At 73.4% G+C, this 16,312-nt stretch carries 13 protein-coding genes; 6 read left to right on the top strand and 7 right to left on the bottom strand.

Annotated elements, in window-relative coordinates:
- Window positions 1–69 precede the first annotated feature (69 nt).
- The 7 genes from MRBLMI1_RS11095 to MRBLMI1_RS11065 all read right to left on the bottom strand — a co-directional run bounded on the left by MRBLMI1_RS11095 (window position 70) and on the right by MRBLMI1_RS11065 (window position 9,037).
- The gene (locus MRBLMI1_RS11095; RefSeq protein WP_367732659.1) at window positions 70–1,461 is read right to left on the bottom strand and encodes a nucleotide pyrophosphatase/phosphodiesterase family protein; all 1,392 of its coding nucleotides are present in this window, start codon (window positions 1,459–1,461) and stop codon (window positions 70–72) included.
- Window positions 1,461–2,681: a metabolite traffic protein EboE gene (eboE, locus tag MRBLMI1_RS11090; protein ID WP_367732657.1), complete on the bottom strand. Its 1,221-nt coding sequence runs from the start codon at window positions 2,679–2,681 to the stop codon at window positions 1,461–1,463. Before eboE ends, MRBLMI1_RS11095 begins: the two co-directional genes overlap by 1 nt.
- Entirely contained in the window at window positions 2,682–3,566 is an 885-nt protein-coding gene (locus tag MRBLMI1_RS11085; protein ID WP_367732654.1) for a TatD family hydrolase, read from the bottom strand.
- Window positions 3,567–3,775: 209 nt separating this feature from the next.
- The gene (locus MRBLMI1_RS11080) at window positions 3,776–5,509 is read right to left on the bottom strand and encodes an EboA domain-containing protein (protein WP_367732652.1); all 1,734 of its coding nucleotides are present in this window, start codon (window positions 5,507–5,509) and stop codon (window positions 3,776–3,778) included.
- On the bottom strand, window positions 5,506–6,546 hold the full coding sequence (locus MRBLMI1_RS11075) for an SCO3242 family prenyltransferase (RefSeq protein ID WP_367732650.1): 1,041 nt from the start codon (window positions 6,544–6,546) through the stop codon (window positions 5,506–5,508). The genes MRBLMI1_RS11080 and MRBLMI1_RS11075 overlap by 4 nt, the downstream gene beginning before the upstream one ends.
- Window positions 6,543–7,796: an inositol-3-phosphate synthase gene (locus MRBLMI1_RS11070; RefSeq protein ID WP_367732648.1), complete on the bottom strand. Its 1,254-nt coding sequence runs from the start codon at window positions 7,794–7,796 to the stop codon at window positions 6,543–6,545. Before MRBLMI1_RS11070 ends, MRBLMI1_RS11075 begins: the two co-directional genes overlap by 4 nt.
- Before the next feature lie 392 nt (window positions 7,797–8,188).
- A complete protein-coding gene (locus MRBLMI1_RS11065) occupies window positions 8,189–9,037 on the bottom strand; it encodes an alpha/beta fold hydrolase (protein WP_367732646.1) in 849 nt (282 codons plus the stop codon).
- Window positions 9,038–9,220: 183 nt separating this feature from the next.
- On the opposite strand from MRBLMI1_RS11065, the gene MRBLMI1_RS11060 reads away from it, so the two are divergent.
- The 6 genes from MRBLMI1_RS11060 to MRBLMI1_RS11035 all read left to right on the top strand — a co-directional run bounded on the left by MRBLMI1_RS11060 (window position 9,221) and on the right by MRBLMI1_RS11035 (window position 16,306).
- Window positions 9,221–10,897 carry a DUF222 domain-containing protein gene (locus MRBLMI1_RS11060; protein ID WP_367732644.1) on the top strand — a complete coding sequence of 559 codons (1,677 nt, stop codon included), beginning with the start codon at window positions 9,221–9,223 and terminating at the stop codon, window positions 10,895–10,897.
- Between the two features lie 96 nt (window positions 10,898–10,993).
- Entirely contained in the window at window positions 10,994–11,443 is a 450-nt protein-coding gene (locus MRBLMI1_RS11055) for a MarR family winged helix-turn-helix transcriptional regulator (protein ID WP_367732641.1), read from the top strand.
- A gap of 8 nt (window positions 11,444–11,451) precedes the next feature.
- Window positions 11,452–12,825: an MFS transporter gene (locus MRBLMI1_RS11050; protein WP_367733677.1), complete on the top strand. Its 1,374-nt coding sequence runs from the start codon at window positions 11,452–11,454 to the stop codon at window positions 12,823–12,825.
- A 139-nt stretch (window positions 12,826–12,964) separates the two neighbouring features.
- Window positions 12,965–14,578, top strand: a complete 1,614-nt coding sequence (locus MRBLMI1_RS11045) for an MFS transporter (protein WP_367732639.1) — start codon at window positions 12,965–12,967, stop codon at window positions 14,576–14,578.
- 111 nt (window positions 14,579–14,689) lie between these two features.
- Window positions 14,690–15,283, top strand: coding sequence for a TasA family protein (locus tag MRBLMI1_RS11040; RefSeq protein ID WP_367732637.1), 594 nt, complete (start codon window positions 14,690–14,692; stop codon window positions 15,281–15,283).
- 3 nt (window positions 15,284–15,286) lie between these two features.
- A complete protein-coding gene (locus MRBLMI1_RS11035; protein WP_367732631.1) occupies window positions 15,287–16,306 on the top strand; it encodes a signal peptidase I in 1,020 nt (339 codons plus the stop codon).
- Window positions 16,307–16,312: the final 6 nt, after the last annotated feature.

Here is a 16,312-nt window from a genome sequence, read left to right as displayed (position 1 = left end):
CACGCCGGATCCGCCTGTCTCCGGCGCGGTGCCTGTCCCCGTCCCGGGACGCCCGGGGCGATGGGCGCGCTAGCCCGCCGCGCCGAGCGCGCGCAGCAGGAGGTCGCGGACGTCCGTGGCGGCGACCGACTCCGCTCCGTCGGGCAGCAGCGCCGCGTCCGAGGTGAGGAGCATCGGCGCGTCGGCCCGGGACGACGGCAGGCGCCCGTGGGTGCCGCGCACGCAGGCGGGGTCCAGCGGGACCGTGCTCATCGCGTACCGCAGCCCGACCTTCTTCTTCACCAGGTTGGCGCCGGCCTTCGCCTTCGCGAGCCGGTCGGCCGGGTCGAAGAACAGCTCCGCCGGGTCGTACCCGGGCTTGCGGTGGATGTCGACACCGCGGGCGTACTCCGGCGCGCGGTCGTCGTCGAGCCAGAAGTAGTAGGTGAACCACGCGCCGGGCTCGGCGACGACGACGAGCTCCCCGGCGCGCTCGTGGTCCAGTCCGTACCGGGCCTGCCCCTCGCGGTCGAGCACCTCGTCGACCCCCTCCAGCCCGCGCAGCAGCGCGGCGACGCGGCCGATGTCGGCGGCATCCGGGACGTAGACGTGTGCGACCTGGTGGTCGGCGACGGCGAAGGCGCGCGAGGTCCAGGGGTCCAGCTGCTCGCGGCCGTCTTGCACGTAGACCTCCAGCAGCCCCTCCCGGCGCAGCGCGCGGTTGACGTCGACCGGGCGGGACGCGTTCTCGATGCCGTACTCCGACAGCGCGACGACCGTGTACCCGCGGTCCTCCGCGTCGTCGAGGAGCGGGGTGAGGGCGGCATCCAGCTCCCGGGCGGCCCGGTCCGCCTCGGGCGCGTCCGGTCCGAAGCGCTGCAGGTCGTAGTCCAGGTGCGGCAGGTAGGCCATGGTGAGGTCGGGGGCAGCCCCCCACCGCTCGCCGATCACGCCCCGGGTCGCCTCCGCCAACCACGCGCTGCTCTCGATGGATGCCGTCGGCCCCCAGTACTGGAACAGGGGGAACTCCCCCAGCGCCCCGGTCAGCCGGTCGTGCAGGGCGGGGGGACGGACGTACGCGTCGGGGCTCTTGCGCCCGTCCGCGTGGTAGATCGGACGCGGGGTGACCGTGATGTCCGTGCTGGCCCCCATGGCGTACCACCAGCCGAGGTTCGCCGCGGTCAGACCGGGGCGGTGCCGGCGCGCGGTCTCCCACACCTTCTCCCCCGCGACGAGCCGGTTGTGCTGGCGCCACAGCAGCGGGTCGCCCAGGTCGCGGAAGTGCCAGCCGTTGCCGACGATCCCGTGTTCTCGCGGCATCGTGCCGGTGAGGATCGTGGACTGCACGCTGCACGTGACGGCGGGCAGGATCGTGTCGAGCCCGACGGCCCGGCCGCCGTCGGCGAGGCGGCGCAGGCGCGGCATGTGCGCGAGGGTGCGCGGCGTGAGCCCGACGACGTCGAGCAGCAGGACGGGGGCCATCAACGGCTCCTCTCGAGGGGGATGGATGCCGCTCGCGCGACGTCGACGTCGGGGCGGGCCGGCGCGGGCTCGGGCGCGGCCGGCGACGGGACGTCCGGCGCGAGGGCGTGCGGGAGCGTCTCGCACACCCACCGCAGCTCGGCCGCGATGCCGTCGACGAGCGTCGGGGGCTGCAGGGCGGCCGGCAGCACGGACCAGGTGTACGTCTCGACGTCGAGGTGGGCCTCGTCTCCGTGGGGCGCGGCGAGCACCGCGTCCACGGCCGCGCGCAGCACCTCGGTCGTCGCGCGCAGCGGCGGCGCCGGCCGGGCGTGGAGAGGGATGTGCACGTGCACCCGCCAGGGGGCGTCGACGGGCCAGGGGTCGGCGGCATCCAGGACCTCCGGCAGGTCGTCGGCGGAACGGATGCCACGCGCTTCGCGCACCTGATGCACGTAGCGTTCCTCCGCGAAGGGGGCGAGCGCCTCCGTCGTCCGAGAGTCCGCGGGGTCGGGGACCTCGAGCGCGACGGAGGCCTGCACCTTCACCACCCGGACGCCGGCGGCCGTGGCCGCGGCGACGGCGTCCGCGGGATCGGCGAACGACACCGCGAGATGGCACGTGTCCACGCAGAGGCCGAGGAAGCCGTCGGCGGTCAGGTGCGGTCGCGCTCCCAGCCAGGCGACCACGTCGGCGACGTCGTCGAGGATGCAGCCGGGCTCCGGCTCGATCCCGACGCGGACCGTGCGACCGGTCGTGCGCTCGATGTCGCGGAGGCCCGCGACCAGGCGGGACAGGGCGTCCTCGGCGGCCGCGTCGGCGGCGGCATCCCATCCGGTCCGCCACCCCAGCGGCAGGGTCGAGATGCTCCCGGAGGCGCCGGGCGGCAGGAGCGCGGCGAGCGCGCGGGCGACGTCGAGGGTGTACCGCAGGCGGTCGGGGGTCGTCCAGTCGGGACGGTAGACCGCGAGCTTGACGACGTCGTCGTGGAAGCCGCGGAAGGGGAACGCGTTGACGGTGCGCAGCTCGAGGCCGTTGCGCTCGAGAGCCTCGGCCAGCAGCCGCCGGGCGGCGGGGTCGTCCGCGAGCACCGCTGCGGCGTCGGCAGGGAGCCACAGCCCGACACCGAGCCGGTCGAGTCCCGCGGCGATGCGCACGGGTCCGGCGTGCTCGTCGAGCTGACGGACGATGCCGGCGACGTCCTCGGCCGGGTGGACGTTGGTGCAGTACGACAGCTCCACTCAGGCCCCCTGGCGCGAGGCCGTGCCGCGCAGCACGGAGTTGCCCGCGAAGGTGTCGGGCCCCTGCTGGGCGGGCGCGAAACCGGGGATCGGGTCGGTGACGACGCGGCCGCTCTGCCCGTAGAAGGCCACGGGGTTGCGCCACAGGATGCGGTCGACGTCGTCGTCGGTGAAGCCGGCGTCGAGCATCGCCAGCCCGGTCTTCGCCGTCTTGAGCGGGTCGGAGCGTCCCCAGTCGGCGGCCGAGTTGACGATGATGCGGTCGAGCCCGATGCGCTGCATGATGGCGACCACGCGCTGCTCGTCCATCTTCGTGTCGGGATAGATGGAGAAGCCCATCCACGCCCCGCTCGCCGCCACGTCGTCCACGCACGTCTCGTTGAGATGGTCGACGAGGACCCGCTCCATCGGGATGCCCGACTCGGTCACCACGTCGAGGGTCCGGCGCGTGCCGACCGCCTTGTCGCGGTGCGGGGTGTGGACGAGGACCGGCAGGTCGAACTCGATGCCGAGGGCGAGGTGCTCCGCGAGCACCTCGTCCTCCTCAGGGGTCATGGAGTCGTACCCGGTCTCGCCGACCGCGACGACGCCGTCCTTGGCGAGGTAGCGCGGCAGCTCCGCCATGACCTCCCGGCAGCGCGGGTCGTTCGCCTCCTTCGGGTTCAGCGCGATCGTGCAGTGATGGCGGATGCCGAACTGCGCGGCGCGGAACCTCTCCCACCCGATGAGGGTGTCGAAGTAGTCGAGGAAGGACCCGACGCTCGTGCGGGGCTGACCCAGCCAGAAGGCGGGTTCGACCAGAGCGCGCACGCCCGCGTCGTACATCGCCTCGTAGTCGTCGGTGGTCCGCGCCGTCATGTGGATGTGGGGGTCGAAGATGCGCACGTCGGGCCTTTCATGGGTGGGTGGGTGTCGGCGCTGACATGGCGGAGATGTACGGCGCGGGGGGTGTTCTGTGTGCATCTGCGCCAAGTCACGGCTGGGGTGTGGGGGGCTGGTCCCCCGGCGCTGACTGGGCGGAGATGTACGGCGCGGGGGGGTGTTCTGCGTGCATCTGCGCCCAGTCACGGTTGGAGGGATTTCGGGGGGCGAGGTCAGGTCTGGCTGAGGGCGGGGAGGACGAGGGCGAGATCGTCCGGGACGGAGCGTCCGGCGGCGCGGCGCTCCTCGGCGAAGCGCGCGGCCATCGCGGCGAGCTCGTCGTCGGCCCGGCCGGTCAGGTCGTGGACGACGGAGAACGGGATGCCGAGGAAGGCGAGCTTCAGCACCCCGTGCCGCCACGCGTGGTCGTCGAGGTGCCGCGCCGAGAAGGCGCCCATCGCGACGGCGACGAGACGGGTGTCGTTCGTCCGGAGCGCGTCGAGCATGAGGGCGCGGCCGGCGTCCCGCCAACGGGGATCGAGATCGCCGTCGACCAGAGCGTTCAGCCCGCGCAGCACGCCGCGCCGCTCGGCGTCGTCGCCGCGGTCGTACAGCGCGGTGACGACCGCGGGGTCCGTGCCCTCCTCCGCGAGAGCGACGATCAGCGCGGCGCGGGCGGCGTCGTCGGCCGTCGGGGCGTACGGGACGTCGTCGAGCGGATCACGTCCGACCTGGCGGCCGGCCTCGGCGAACAGACGCGCCGCGCGCGCGGCATCCGTTCGGACCGTCTCGACCGCCGCGACCGTCCAGGGGTGCGGGGCGTCGAGGACGGAGGGGATGCCGGGAGCGGAGGACGATTCCGCGGGGGACGGTCCTCCCCCGGCCGCGTCCCCTCCCGTCGGCGACGTCGCCGCGGTGTCGGGAGCGGAGGGGATGCCGGGAGCGGAGGACGATTCCGCGGGGGACGGTCCTCCCCCGGCCGCATCTCCTCCCGTCGGCGACGCCGCCGCGGTGCCGGGAGCGGAGGGGATGCCGGGAGCGGAGGACGATCCCGCGGGGGACGGTCCTCCCCCGGCCGCATCTCCTCCCGTCGGCGACGCCGCCGCGCCAATGCCCGCCGCCGTCGCCGGGAGAGATGCGGCCCGGAGGGCGTCGAGACTGTGCCGCGCCAGGGCCGGAGCGGCGTGCGAATGGCGAGGCAGCTCCACGGCGACGACGCCGCGGTACCCGATCTCGCCGAGCGTCGCGAGGGCGGCGGTGAGATCCAGCTCGCCCTCCCCGAACGGCAGGTGCTCGTGCGCGTCCGGCCGCATGTCGTCGGCCTGGACGTTCCGCAGCAGCGGGCCGGCCGCGCGGAGGGCGCCGACGACCCCCTCCGGCTCGACGACCACGCAGTGTCCGAGGTCGACGGTGAGGCCGAGGTTCGCCGGGTGTCCCAGCCGCGCGCGCACGGCGACGGCGTCGGCGACCGTCTCGACGAGCATCCCGGGCTCGGGCTCGAGGGCCAGGACGACACCGTGCGACGCGGCGAACCCGACGATCTCGGCGAGCCGCGCATCGAGCAGGACCCGGGCGGCGTCGGCGCCGACATCGTCGGGCAGGACACCGCTCCAGAGCGAGACGCAGTCGGCATCCAGGATCTCCGCGATCTCGATCGCTCGCCGGAGGAACGCCATCCGTCGTTCCGCATCCCGGTCGACGAGGGTCGGACGGTGCTTCACGAACGGGTCGAGCAGGTAGCGGGCGCCCGTCTCGACGACCACGCGGAGGCCGCGGCGGCGCAGATCGCCGGCGAGGGCGGTCGCCTCCGCCCGCCAGTCCGACGCGAACGGGTCGAGATGCGGGTGCCCGAGGGTCAGGGCGACGGCACCGTAGCCGGTGGCCTGGAGCACGTCGAGCGCGTCGGGAAGGGCGTGGTCGGCGAAGCCGTTCGTCCCGTACCCCCACGTCCAGGGAACGTCGGTCATGTGATGTCTCCTCTCGTGCGGCGGCGGCTCAGGAGCCGGCCGACCGTCTCGACCGCGAGCAGGAAGGCCGTGGCGACGGGCGCCCCGGCCCGTGCGGTCAGGGCCGACTGCAGCGGGACGACGGCGCGGATGCCGGCCCGGGTGGCATCCCTCGCCTGACTCGGACCGGGTTCGCGCGCTACGGCGAGCTGTCCCGGCAGGACGGCGGCGAGATAGCGGACGCCGCCGAGGAGGGCCGCGGCGCGGTCGCCGCGTCCGAGGAGTCCGGATGCCGCGACGGCCACGCTCGCGACGACGGCGGCGCGACCGGTGGTCACGGTCGTGCCGCTGACCTCACCCCGAGAGACCGCGGTGACCGCGACCGTGTGCACCGCGACGGCCGCCGCGGGCAGGATCGCCCCGCGCCAGGACGGACCGGCGGCGCCGAGCAGCACATCGAGCCCGCGACACAGGGCCATGACCGCCGGACCCGCCGGCGTCGCCTTGAACACGAGATCGTACGACCAGAGCGAGGCGGCGAGCGCCAGGGACACGAGCCCCGACGCCCGGCCCGCGGCGAAGGCCGCGCCCACCCCGGCCGCGGTCAGGACCACGCCCGTGGCGAGGGCGCGCTCGCGGCTGATGCGGCCCGACGGGATCGGCCGTTCGGGGCGTTCCACCGCGTCGAGGTCGGCGTCGGCGTAGTCGTTCAGGGCCATGCCCGCGCTGTAGAGGCAGACGCTCGCCCCGGCGAGGGCGACGGTGCGGACCGGGGTGGCGGTGCGGACCGGGGTGGCGGTGCGGACCGGGGTGGCGGTGCGGACCGGGGTGGCGGCGCGTCGGGAGCCGCGCGGGAGCGCCGCGGGGCGGGGCGGGGCAGCCGGGGTGGCGGTGCGCCGGGACCCGCGCGCGAGCACCGCGGGGCGGGGCTGGGGCGGGGTGGCATCCATCGCCCGGGGCCCGCCGGCTGCGCTCACCGCGCCGACGAGCGCGTCGCCGAGGACGGTGAGCGAGGCGGGGGCGCGGACGAGGTCGAGGTAGTCCGCGACGCGGGTCACGGGGCGGTGACCGGCTCGGGGGCGCGGACGGGGGACGCGAGGTCCTCCGCGCGGCCGGTCGATGCGGAGGTCGCGTGCGCGAGCGAGGCGGAGGTGCGGAGCGTCCAGTCGACGAAGCGCGTGGTCTGCTCGGCGAAGGCGTGGACGTCGCTGCCCCACGGGTCCTTGAAGAAGCAGCCGAGGTCGGCGACGACACCGGCGTGCCCGGCACGCGTGGCGAGGGCGAGGGCGCGGACCAGGTCGATCACCAGCGGCGCCGCGAGGGCGGAGTCGTACGCGCTCCAGGTGGTCTGGAGGGTGACGCGGCTGCCGAGGAAACCGGCGGCGTGGACGTGGTCCCACGCCGTCTTGACGTCACCGAGGTCGGGCACGTTGTCGATGTGCAGCGGGGCGACGACGTCGTCTCCGACGAGAGCGTGCAATCCGCGGTTCTTGGAGACGAGCTTCGAGCGCACCGCCTCGGGGTCGGCGAGGGTGGCCCCGTCGCCGCCGCCGAGGAGGTTCGTCCCTGCCCACGAGCGGACCGAGAAGCCGCGGGCGGCGAACATCGGCGCGAGCACCGTGCGGAGGAGGGTCTCGCCCGTCTTGCCGTCCTGACCGGCGTACGCGATGCCGGCGCGGTCGGCGCGGTCGCGGAGGGCCGGGAGGTTCAGCGACGCGGACGGCGTGAAGGCCGCGTAGGCGACACCGGCGGCGACGGCGGCCGCCGCGGCGCGCGAGCTCGGCGGGAGGATGCGGACACCCGGGGTGCGGAGCGCGGCGGTCAGCACCTCGTCGGACTCGAAACCCGGGTGGTACGGCGGAAGGGGCTCCGTGGAGGAGACGTCGACGACGACCACTTCGCGCAGTCCGTGGCGGTCCCGGAAGTCCCGGATGTCCGCGGCGAGGAGATCGATCTCCTCCTGCTGGGTCGTCAGGCCGCTGGGGACGCGGCGGATGTTCTGCTCGGTCGCGACGAGCGCGCTGCGGACCTTCTCGACCAGGGAGGCGGGGAACATGCCGCCGTCGGCGAGGGCGAAGGCCTTCTCGACGAGCGGAGTGTCGGAGATGTCGTGACCGCCGACGACGATCCCGGCGATCGGGGGGAAGGCGGCGTCGCGGACGGCGTCCGTCTCGGTCACGAGACCTGTCGGCTCCACCAGGCCCGCGCTGAGGGCGTGGATGCCGATCGTCGCGGTGGTCGCCAGTGATCCGCGGGCGCCGATGAACCAGGCGCCGACGTCGGGGACGGTGTTGTGCGAGCTGTTCACGTGGGGAATCCGTTCTTCATCGAGGGACGTGAGTGCGCAGGCGCGCGGCAGTGCCGCACGGCGGTGGATGCCACCGGCGAGAGAGCGTCCGTGAGGGGGGGAGCACGGACGGGGTGCGAGGCCTGACCTTTCTCTTCGTCGAGGAGCCCTGGCGTTCTCGACACTATTCGCGCTTTTGCGGAATGGCAAGCAAAAGTCGATGAGTCATTGGACAGCTATTGCGAGCGGGAGGGGTCGGCGCGGTGGGAGCGTGTTCGCACGGTGACCGCGGGCTTCGGGCGGCGGGAGGAGGTTGGTGCGGGGAGTGTTCTTCGGACCGGGGGTGCGGCGGGGCGGGGGGGTGAGGGACGCGTGTCGTCCGCGCGGGACGCACGGTGTCGGCGCGAGGTGCGTCAGGGGCGGGCGGGGACGCGCGCATCCAGCCAGGTCAGCAGATCCTCTCGGACCTCGGCCTGCTGCACCTCGGCGAAGATCTCGTGACGGGCGCCCGGATAGACGAGCGTCGTGACGTCCGTCAGCCCCGACCGGGACCGATAGGCGTCCGCTAGCCGGTGGACGCTCCGCGGACCTCCGACGGTGTCGTCCCTCCCGACCATGAGCAGCACCGGCACATCGCGACCGAGGGCGCGCTTCGGCCGCCCGAACAGCCGGGCCGCCTCGATCGGGCCGAACAGCTTGAGGAGAGGCGCATCCGTCGTCAGAGGGTCGGACACGAAGTCCACGCCCACCTGCTCGTCGCTCGACAGCCACTCCATCCCCGACACGGCGTCCTTCTTCCAGGGCGCGTTCAGATCCCCGGCGTTCAGCGAGCCCGGCATCCGCAACGCGGACCCGCTCAGGACCACGGCATCGAAGGCCTCCGGATGCCGGTCCAGGATCATCTGCGCCAGGAACGAGCCCCACGAATGACCGAGCAGAATGAGCGGCAGATCGTGATGCTCCTCCTGGATGCGCTGGGTCACGGTCCAGACGGCATCCCGGGCGGCATCGTGACCGCCGGACCCCAGACGGCCCAGCTTGGAGTGATCGCCGCCCCACTGACGCAGGCCGGTGCGGCCGTGACCTCGATGGTCGTCGGCGTAGACGACGTACCCGGCCGCGGTCAGGGCATCGATGAGCGCGGCGTATCGACCGGCGTGCTCTCCGACGCCGTGCAGCAGCTGAACGACGCCGCGAGGGCGGTCGACCTCGTACACGTCGTAGACGATGGTGACCCCGAAGGCATCGACGAATTCCGGCATGCGCCGAGTCTAGGCGGGGTGCACCGAGCGGCCTCGGCTTTCCACAGGCGATCGGGGGATTTTCGGGGTGGGGAGGGATGGTGAGGACGCGTCGCCTCCTCCCCAGGAGGGGAGCCTGACGACCTTTCCACCAATCACGTCGACGGGGAGGCGAGAGGCTCTTCCCGCACCTAGCGTGGGGACATGCTTTCGAATGTCGCACCGTCCGCCGCTGGCCCCGGGGCCGCCGCAGCCGCCGCTCTGGCCGAGATCGTCCGGGGCGTCCAGCGCCTGGACGCGGCGATCGCGGCAGCCGAGGCCGGGCGTGTGCGACTCCTGCATGAGGCGTGGGAGTATGCCGAGGCGATGGCGGCGGAGCAGCGCCCCTCGGTGGCGGCGCAGGACATGGCACTGCGATCCGTCGCATGGGAGATCGCCGCGGCCACGAACGCGTCGGACCGCTCGCTGCAGCGGCAGATCACCGAGGCGGCGACCCTGGTCCGCCACTACCCCGACACCTTGACCGCCCGGGAAGCGGGAGCGATCAGTCGAGCGCACGTTCGTCAGATCCTGGAAGCCGGCGCGCACCTGCCCGGCCGGGCGAGACCTGCGTTCGACGTCGTGGCGGCGGCGATCGCGCGCACGGGCAGTCCCGCACGGGCCCGGGCGCGCATCCTCGCGGCGGCCGAGGCGGCGCACCCGCGAACCGTCACCGAACGACACCGTGACGCGCGCGAGACCCGCACGGTGCGGGTGATCCCCGGCGCCGACGGCATGTCCCAGCTCATCGCGACCCTGCCGACCCCGCTGGCGCGCGCAGTCGAGGACCGCCTGCAGCGCATGTCGCGCGTGATCATGGACGCACGCCGGGACGCCGCCCGAGCGCCCTCCGCCCCCGGAGCGAGCACCGACGGGAGCAGGACAGGAGCGGCCGGCGACGACCCCCACGGGGCGAACGCGGCGGGCGACGACCCCCACGGGGCGAACGCGGCGGGCGCCGACGGCGACGGGGCGAACGCGGCGGGCGCCGACCCCCACGGGGCGAACGCAGCGGGCGCCGACGGCGACGGGGCGAACGCGGCGGGCGCCGACCCCCACGGGGCGAACGCAGCGGGCGCCGACGGCCACTTCATCGGACCGGCGGTCGATGACGCGAGCGCGACGGAGAGGACGGGCGTGGATGCCGTGACGGCCGACACACGCACGGCGGACCAGATCCGCGCCGACGTGCTCACCGACCTGCTCCTCAGCGGCACCCCCGCTCTCGACCCCACCGCGACCGCCGACGGACCCGGAACGCTCGGCGCCATCCGCGCGCGTGTTCAGATCACCATCCCCGCCTTGAGCATGCTGCGCCCGGCCCGTGAGAACCTCGACCCCGCAGAGCTCGTCGGCCACGGACCGATCGACCTCGATCTCGCCCGCCGCATCGCCCAGGCCACGTCCACCCCATGGGATCGTGTGATCACGCATCCCGCGACCGGAGCGGTCCTGCATACCGACACGTACCACCGCACCGCCGCGATCGATCGCTTCATCCGTGCACGCGATCGAACGTGCCGGGCGCCCGGGTGCGCCCTCCCCGCTGTCTCCTGCGAAGTGGACCACACCGAGGACTACGCGCGTGGCGGACCCACGGTCGTCGCCAACCTCGCGACGCTCTGCCAGCGGCACCATTCGATGAAGCAGTTCACCGCCTGGCGCGTGGAGCAGCTGCCCGGCGGCGTCCTGCGCTGGACCTCCCCGGCCGGGTACGAATACACCGACCGGCCGCTGCCCTATCCCCGCGCGCCGCGGTTCCAGCCTGACTGCGCGGACGAGGACGAGCGCGAGGAGGACGGGGGCGAAACGGGGGACGACATGGGTCCACCACCGTTCTAGGGACGCGCGATCCGCCGCAAAGCGCCGTGCCTCGGCCGGAAAGCGCCCACCCTGAACCATTAGCAAGACTAATAAGCTAGGCTAACGATCGAGACAATGAATGACAGCGTCGACGAATCCCCCACCCGTGACCTGAGTGCGCACGCTTCCGAGCTGCGCATGGCCACTTTCCGTCTCGCCCGTCGGCTGCGCGCAGAGCGCGCGGTCGACACCATGAGCGATGGGCAGTTCGCCGTGCTCGCCGCCTTGACGGTGCACGGCGAACACACCCTCGGTCAGCTCGCCGACCGCGAGCGGGTGACCGCGCCGTCGATGAATCGCACGGTGTCGCTGCTCGAGGATGCCGGCTTCGTGTCCCGGACGCCGGACCCGGCGGACCGTCGACGCGTGACGATCAGGCTCACGGAGGACGGCGTCGCCGTCGTCGACGAGACCGTGCGCCGACGCGATGCGTGGCTCGAGCACGCACTCGCAGAACTGGACGAACGCGAACGGCAGACCCTCGCCGACGCAGCGGAGATCATGAGAAAGGTGGCGGACAGGTGAGCTCAGCCATGTTCCGGTCCTTCGCGGTCTTCAACTACCGCGTGTGGTTCATCGGCGCCCTGGTGTCCAACATCGGCGCCTGGATGCAGGCGACCGCGCAGAACTGGGTCGTCCTCACCGAGCTGACCGACAACGACGCCGCGGCGATGGGCGTCACGATGGCGCTGCAGTTCGCCCCACCCCTGCTTCTCGTGGGCGTCACCGGGTGGGTGGCGGACCGCTTCGACCGTCGCAAGCTCATCATGTGCACGCAGACGGCGCTGCTCCTGCTGGCCGTCGCCCTCGGCATCCTGGTCCTGACCGGGGTCATGACCCTGCCGCTCATGTACGGGTTCGCCTTCGCCCTCGGCGTCATCACCGCGTTCGACAACCCCGCCCGCCAGACGTTCGTCTCCGATCTCGTGGCCCGGGAGAACGCGTCCAACGCCGTCGCCTTGAACGCCGCATCCTTCAACACCGCCCGCCTCATCGGCCCGGCCGTGGCCGGCGTCATGATCGTCGTGCTCGGCACCGGCTGGGTGTTCCTCGTCAACGCCTCCACCTTCGTCGCGATGATCGTCGCGCTCGTGCTGATGCGGACGCACGAGCTCATCCCCCATCGCCGCGGAACGGGCCCGGCACGCCTCGCGGACGGGTTCCGGTACGTCGCCCGCCGTCCCGACCTCGTCGTCATCTTCGTGATGGTGTTCCTTCTCGGCGCCTTCGGCATGAACTTCCCCATCTTCGCCTCGACGATGGCCCTCGAGTTCGGTCGCGGCGCGGACGGCTTCGGGCTTCTGAGCTCGTTCGTGGCGATCGGCTCCCTCGCCGGCGCCCTGCTCGCCGCCCGCCGCGAACGCGCCCGCATGCGGGTCGTCGTCGTCGGCGCCGGCGGCTTCGCCCTCGCCTCGTTCGCGTCGGTCGTGGCACCGAGCTACGGCGCGTACGCGGCCACCCTCGTCTTCACGGGCTTCTGCGTGGTCACGACCCTCACGACGGCGAACGGCTACGTGCAGACCAGCACGGACCCCGCCCTGCGCGGCCGCGTCCTCGCGCTCTACATGGCGATCCTCCTGGGCGGGACGCCCGTCGGCGCCCCCGTCGTCGGCTGGGTCGCCGCCGAGTTCGGTCCCCGCGTAGCCATCGGACTCGCGGGCATCATGGCCCTCGTCGCGTGCGGCATCGGGGTGGCGTGGACCCTCGCCTCCGGCCGCGTGCACCGCCACGAGACCCGCCGCTTCCTGCTGACCCTCGACGAGACGCGTCCCATCACGACGATCACGCCCGAACCCGAGGACTTCAGCGACGAGGTCGCCGGCACGACCGCGATCCCCCTCCCGGCGAACGAGCGCACGCCGCGGACCACCCGCACGACCGGAGCCCACCCGCGCCCGACGGCATAACCGGGGCGACGGAAGGACCAGGCGCACCCGTCGGCTCACCGGGCGACGGCAGGATCAGCCACACCCGACGCCGTGACCGGGCGACGGCGGGACCAGCCGCACCGACGCCACCATCGAACTAGCTAGATAAGCTAGCTACATGGCGCAGATCACTCCGAGCCGCCGATGGGCCGGGCTCGTCTTCATCAGCATCGCGGTGTCGCTCATCATCGTCGACAGCACCATCGTGAACGTCGCGATCCCCCCGATCGTCGACGACCTCGGCATCACCTCCACTGAGGTGCAGTGGGTGCAGGAGGCGTACACCCTCGTCTTCGCCTCCCTGCTGCTGGTCTTCGGCAGCCTCGCCGACCGGTTCGGCCGTCGCCGGCTCCTGCAGACCGGTGTCGTCGTCTTCGCCCTCGCCTCCGTCGGCGCGGCGCTCGCCCCCACCGGCGGGCTGCTCATCCTCGCCCGGCTGGCGCAGGGCGTCGGCGGTGCGATGATCCTCCCGACCACCCTGTCGCTCATCAACGCGACCTTCCGCGGACGCGAACGAGGGATCGCCTTCGCCGTCTGGGGATCGACGATCGGCGGCATGGCGGCCCTCGGCCCGCTCCTCGGCGGGTGGCTCACCACCGCGTTCTCCTGGCGCTGGGCGTTCGGCATCAACATCCCGCTCGGCCTGCTCATCCTCGTCGGCGTCGCCCTGACCGTCGCCGAGTCGCGCAGCGACGAGCGCGAGCGCATCGACGTCGTCGGGGCCGTCCTGTCCGTGCTCACCATGGGCCCGCTCGTCTTCGGTCTCATCGAGGGCCGCACCTACGGCTGGTGGACCACCGCCACCGCCCCCACCCTCGGCGACGCCACCTGGCCCTTCGCCCTCTCCCCCGTCCCCGTCGCGTTCGCCGTCGCCGCGACCGCCCTCGCGGCGTTCATCGCCTGGGGCCTGCACCGGCAGCGGACCGGGCGCTCCACCCTCCTGGCGTTCCGTCTCTTCTCGCTCACCTCATTCCGCAACGGCAACATCGCCGCCGCGGTCGTCTCCCTCGGCGAGTTCGGCATCATCCTGGCGCTGCCGCTCTGGCTGCAGTTCGTCCTGGGCTTCGACGCGCTCCAGACGGGACTGCTGCTTCTCGCCCTCGCCGTCGGCTCGTTCGTCGCGAGCGGGCTCGCCGGAGCACTGACCGGTCGCGTCGCCCCCGTCCATCTCGTCCGCGGCGGGCTCGTCGCCGAGATCGTCGGCGTCGCGGGCGTCGCCCTGCTCATCTCGCCGGATGCCGCCTGGGGGCCCCTCGTCCCGGCGCTCTTCGTCTACGGGCTCGGCGTCGGACTCGCCACGGCCCAGCTGACGGGGGTCGTCCTCGCCGATGTCCCCGCCTCCGCGAGCGGACAGGCATCGGGGACGCAGTCCACCTCGCGGCAGCTCGGCGCCGCCCTCGGGGTCGCCATCCTCGGAACCGTCCTCTTCTCCACGACGGGAGCGGCCCTGGCATCCGCTCTCCAGGACGACGGCGTCCCCGCCGACCGCCGCGACGAGGTCGTGTCCCTCGTCGTCGACAGCGCGGGCGCGGCCATCGCCGGCCTCGACCGGTCGCCCCAGACGGAGCAACTCGCCGACGCCGCCCGCGCGGCCTTCAGCGACGGCACCCGGGCCGCCGCCTTCACGGCCGCCGCCTTCCTCACGATGGGCCTGCTCTCGACCCAGACCCTCGGGTCGGCCGCCGCCTCGGCGCCCGCCTCACGCCGAGCGACAGGCCCGACCCGGCCCTGATCTCATCCCGCAGACCACCCTGTCAAGCCGTCCGGCGCGTCGCACGAGAGCCAAGGCCTTTTCCCTAGCCTTCCGGTGTTCGCATCCATCGATCTTTTGGGGAGATCTGCAATGTCGACATTCAGCCGGAGATCGTCGCGCCTGGCCACCTGGATCGCCGTTCCCGCCGCCCTCGTCGCGGCCGGCATCGTCGTGTCATCCAGCTCGTACGCCGCGTTCTCGGACACCACGTCGAACGACGGCAACTCGTGGCGGGCCGGGACCGTCCAGCTCGACGACGACGACGCCGGACAGGCGCTCTTCACCGTCCCGAACGCCAAGCCCGGCGACGGCGGCACCACCTGCATCACCGTCACCTCGACCGGTTCGCTCGCCTCCGACGTCCGCCTCTACGCCGTGGATGCCACCGGCTCCAACGCCCTGCCCGACCACCTCGCGCTCGCGGTCGAGGTCGGCACCGGCGGCGGGTCGGGGTCGTGCGACGGCTTCCAGCCCGAGGGCGACGCCGTCTTCCGCGGCACCGTCGCGCAGTTCACCTCCGCACACACCTCGTTCGCCGACGGCGCACCGTCGTGGAACCCGACCGGCGCGCCGCCGGAGAGCCGCACGTACCGCTTCTCCTGGCAGCTCGACGCCGACGCGCCGAACAGCGTCCAGGGCGGCACGGCGAGCACGACGTTCGTCTGGGAAGCGCAGAACAGCTGACCCGTGCCGCCCCGCCGCTTCGCCGCGGGAACGGCGTTCGCGGCGGTGGCGGTCGCGCGCGCCGTCCTCGCCTTCGCCCTCGGTCTGGCGTTCTGGGCGGCCGTGCCCGCGGTCGTCGGGTGGATGCCGACCAGCGTCATGTCGGCATCCATGAGCCCGGCCATCGAGGTCGGGGACGTCGTCGTCGCGATGCCGGTCGGCCCCGAGGACCTCGTACCGGGGAGAGTGCTCCTCGCCGTCGACCCCGACCGTCCGGACCGCTTGCGCCTGCACCGGCTCGAGTCGGTCCGGGCGGACGGCATGCTCGTCACCCGCGGCGATGCCAATCCGGCGGCGGACAGCACCCCGGTCTCGCCGGAGGCGGTGTCCGGCGTGGGGGTCCTCCGCGTTCCGTGGGTCGGGCTGCCGTCCGTGTGGGCGCGGACGGGGAACGTCGTCCCCCTCGCCGTGACGGCGGTCGTCCTCCTCGGGTGCCTCGCCGTCGGCACCCGCCGCGGCCGCGACGACGACGAGAACGCCGGTGAGGACGCCGACACCCCCGACGACCCCGGCCGGCCGGGAGAGGCGGGCGTGCCCGGCGACGACAACCCCCGCCCGACCAGGCGCAGAGACCTCCGCCTCGCGGCGGTCGCCGTCGTGCCCGCCCTCCTGCTCTCCCCCGCCCCGGCCTGGGCATCGTGGAGCGCGGGGACGGCGGCATCCGGGACCGTCGTCGCCCGGCAGATGATCCCGCCCGCTGTCGTCGACTGCGTGGACGACTCGAGCGGACCGATCATCGTCTGGCGGCAGGACGGCCCGGCGGTGGCGGAGTTCGCGATCCTCGTCGACGGGGTCGAGGTCGCCCGCGGCATCCCGGGGAACGCACGCGCGGCCTCCATCCCTCGGGACCGCTTCTTCTTCCCGTTCGAGCGATCGACGGTCACCGTCCGTGCGTACCTGTCATCGCGATGGACCGCCGACGCCAACGGCTCGGTGCGCATCGGCGGCGGGTTCCTCGGCCTGGGCTGGCCCGTCTGCCGCTGAGCGCGA

This window comes from Microbacterium sp. LMI1-1-1.1 (genome assembly GCF_040815675.1).
Classification (GTDB): Bacteria; Actinomycetota; Actinomycetes; order Actinomycetales; family Microbacteriaceae; genus Microbacterium.
Note: the sequence above shows the minus strand (reverse complement) of the source record. Positions and strands in the feature narration are given on the sequence as shown.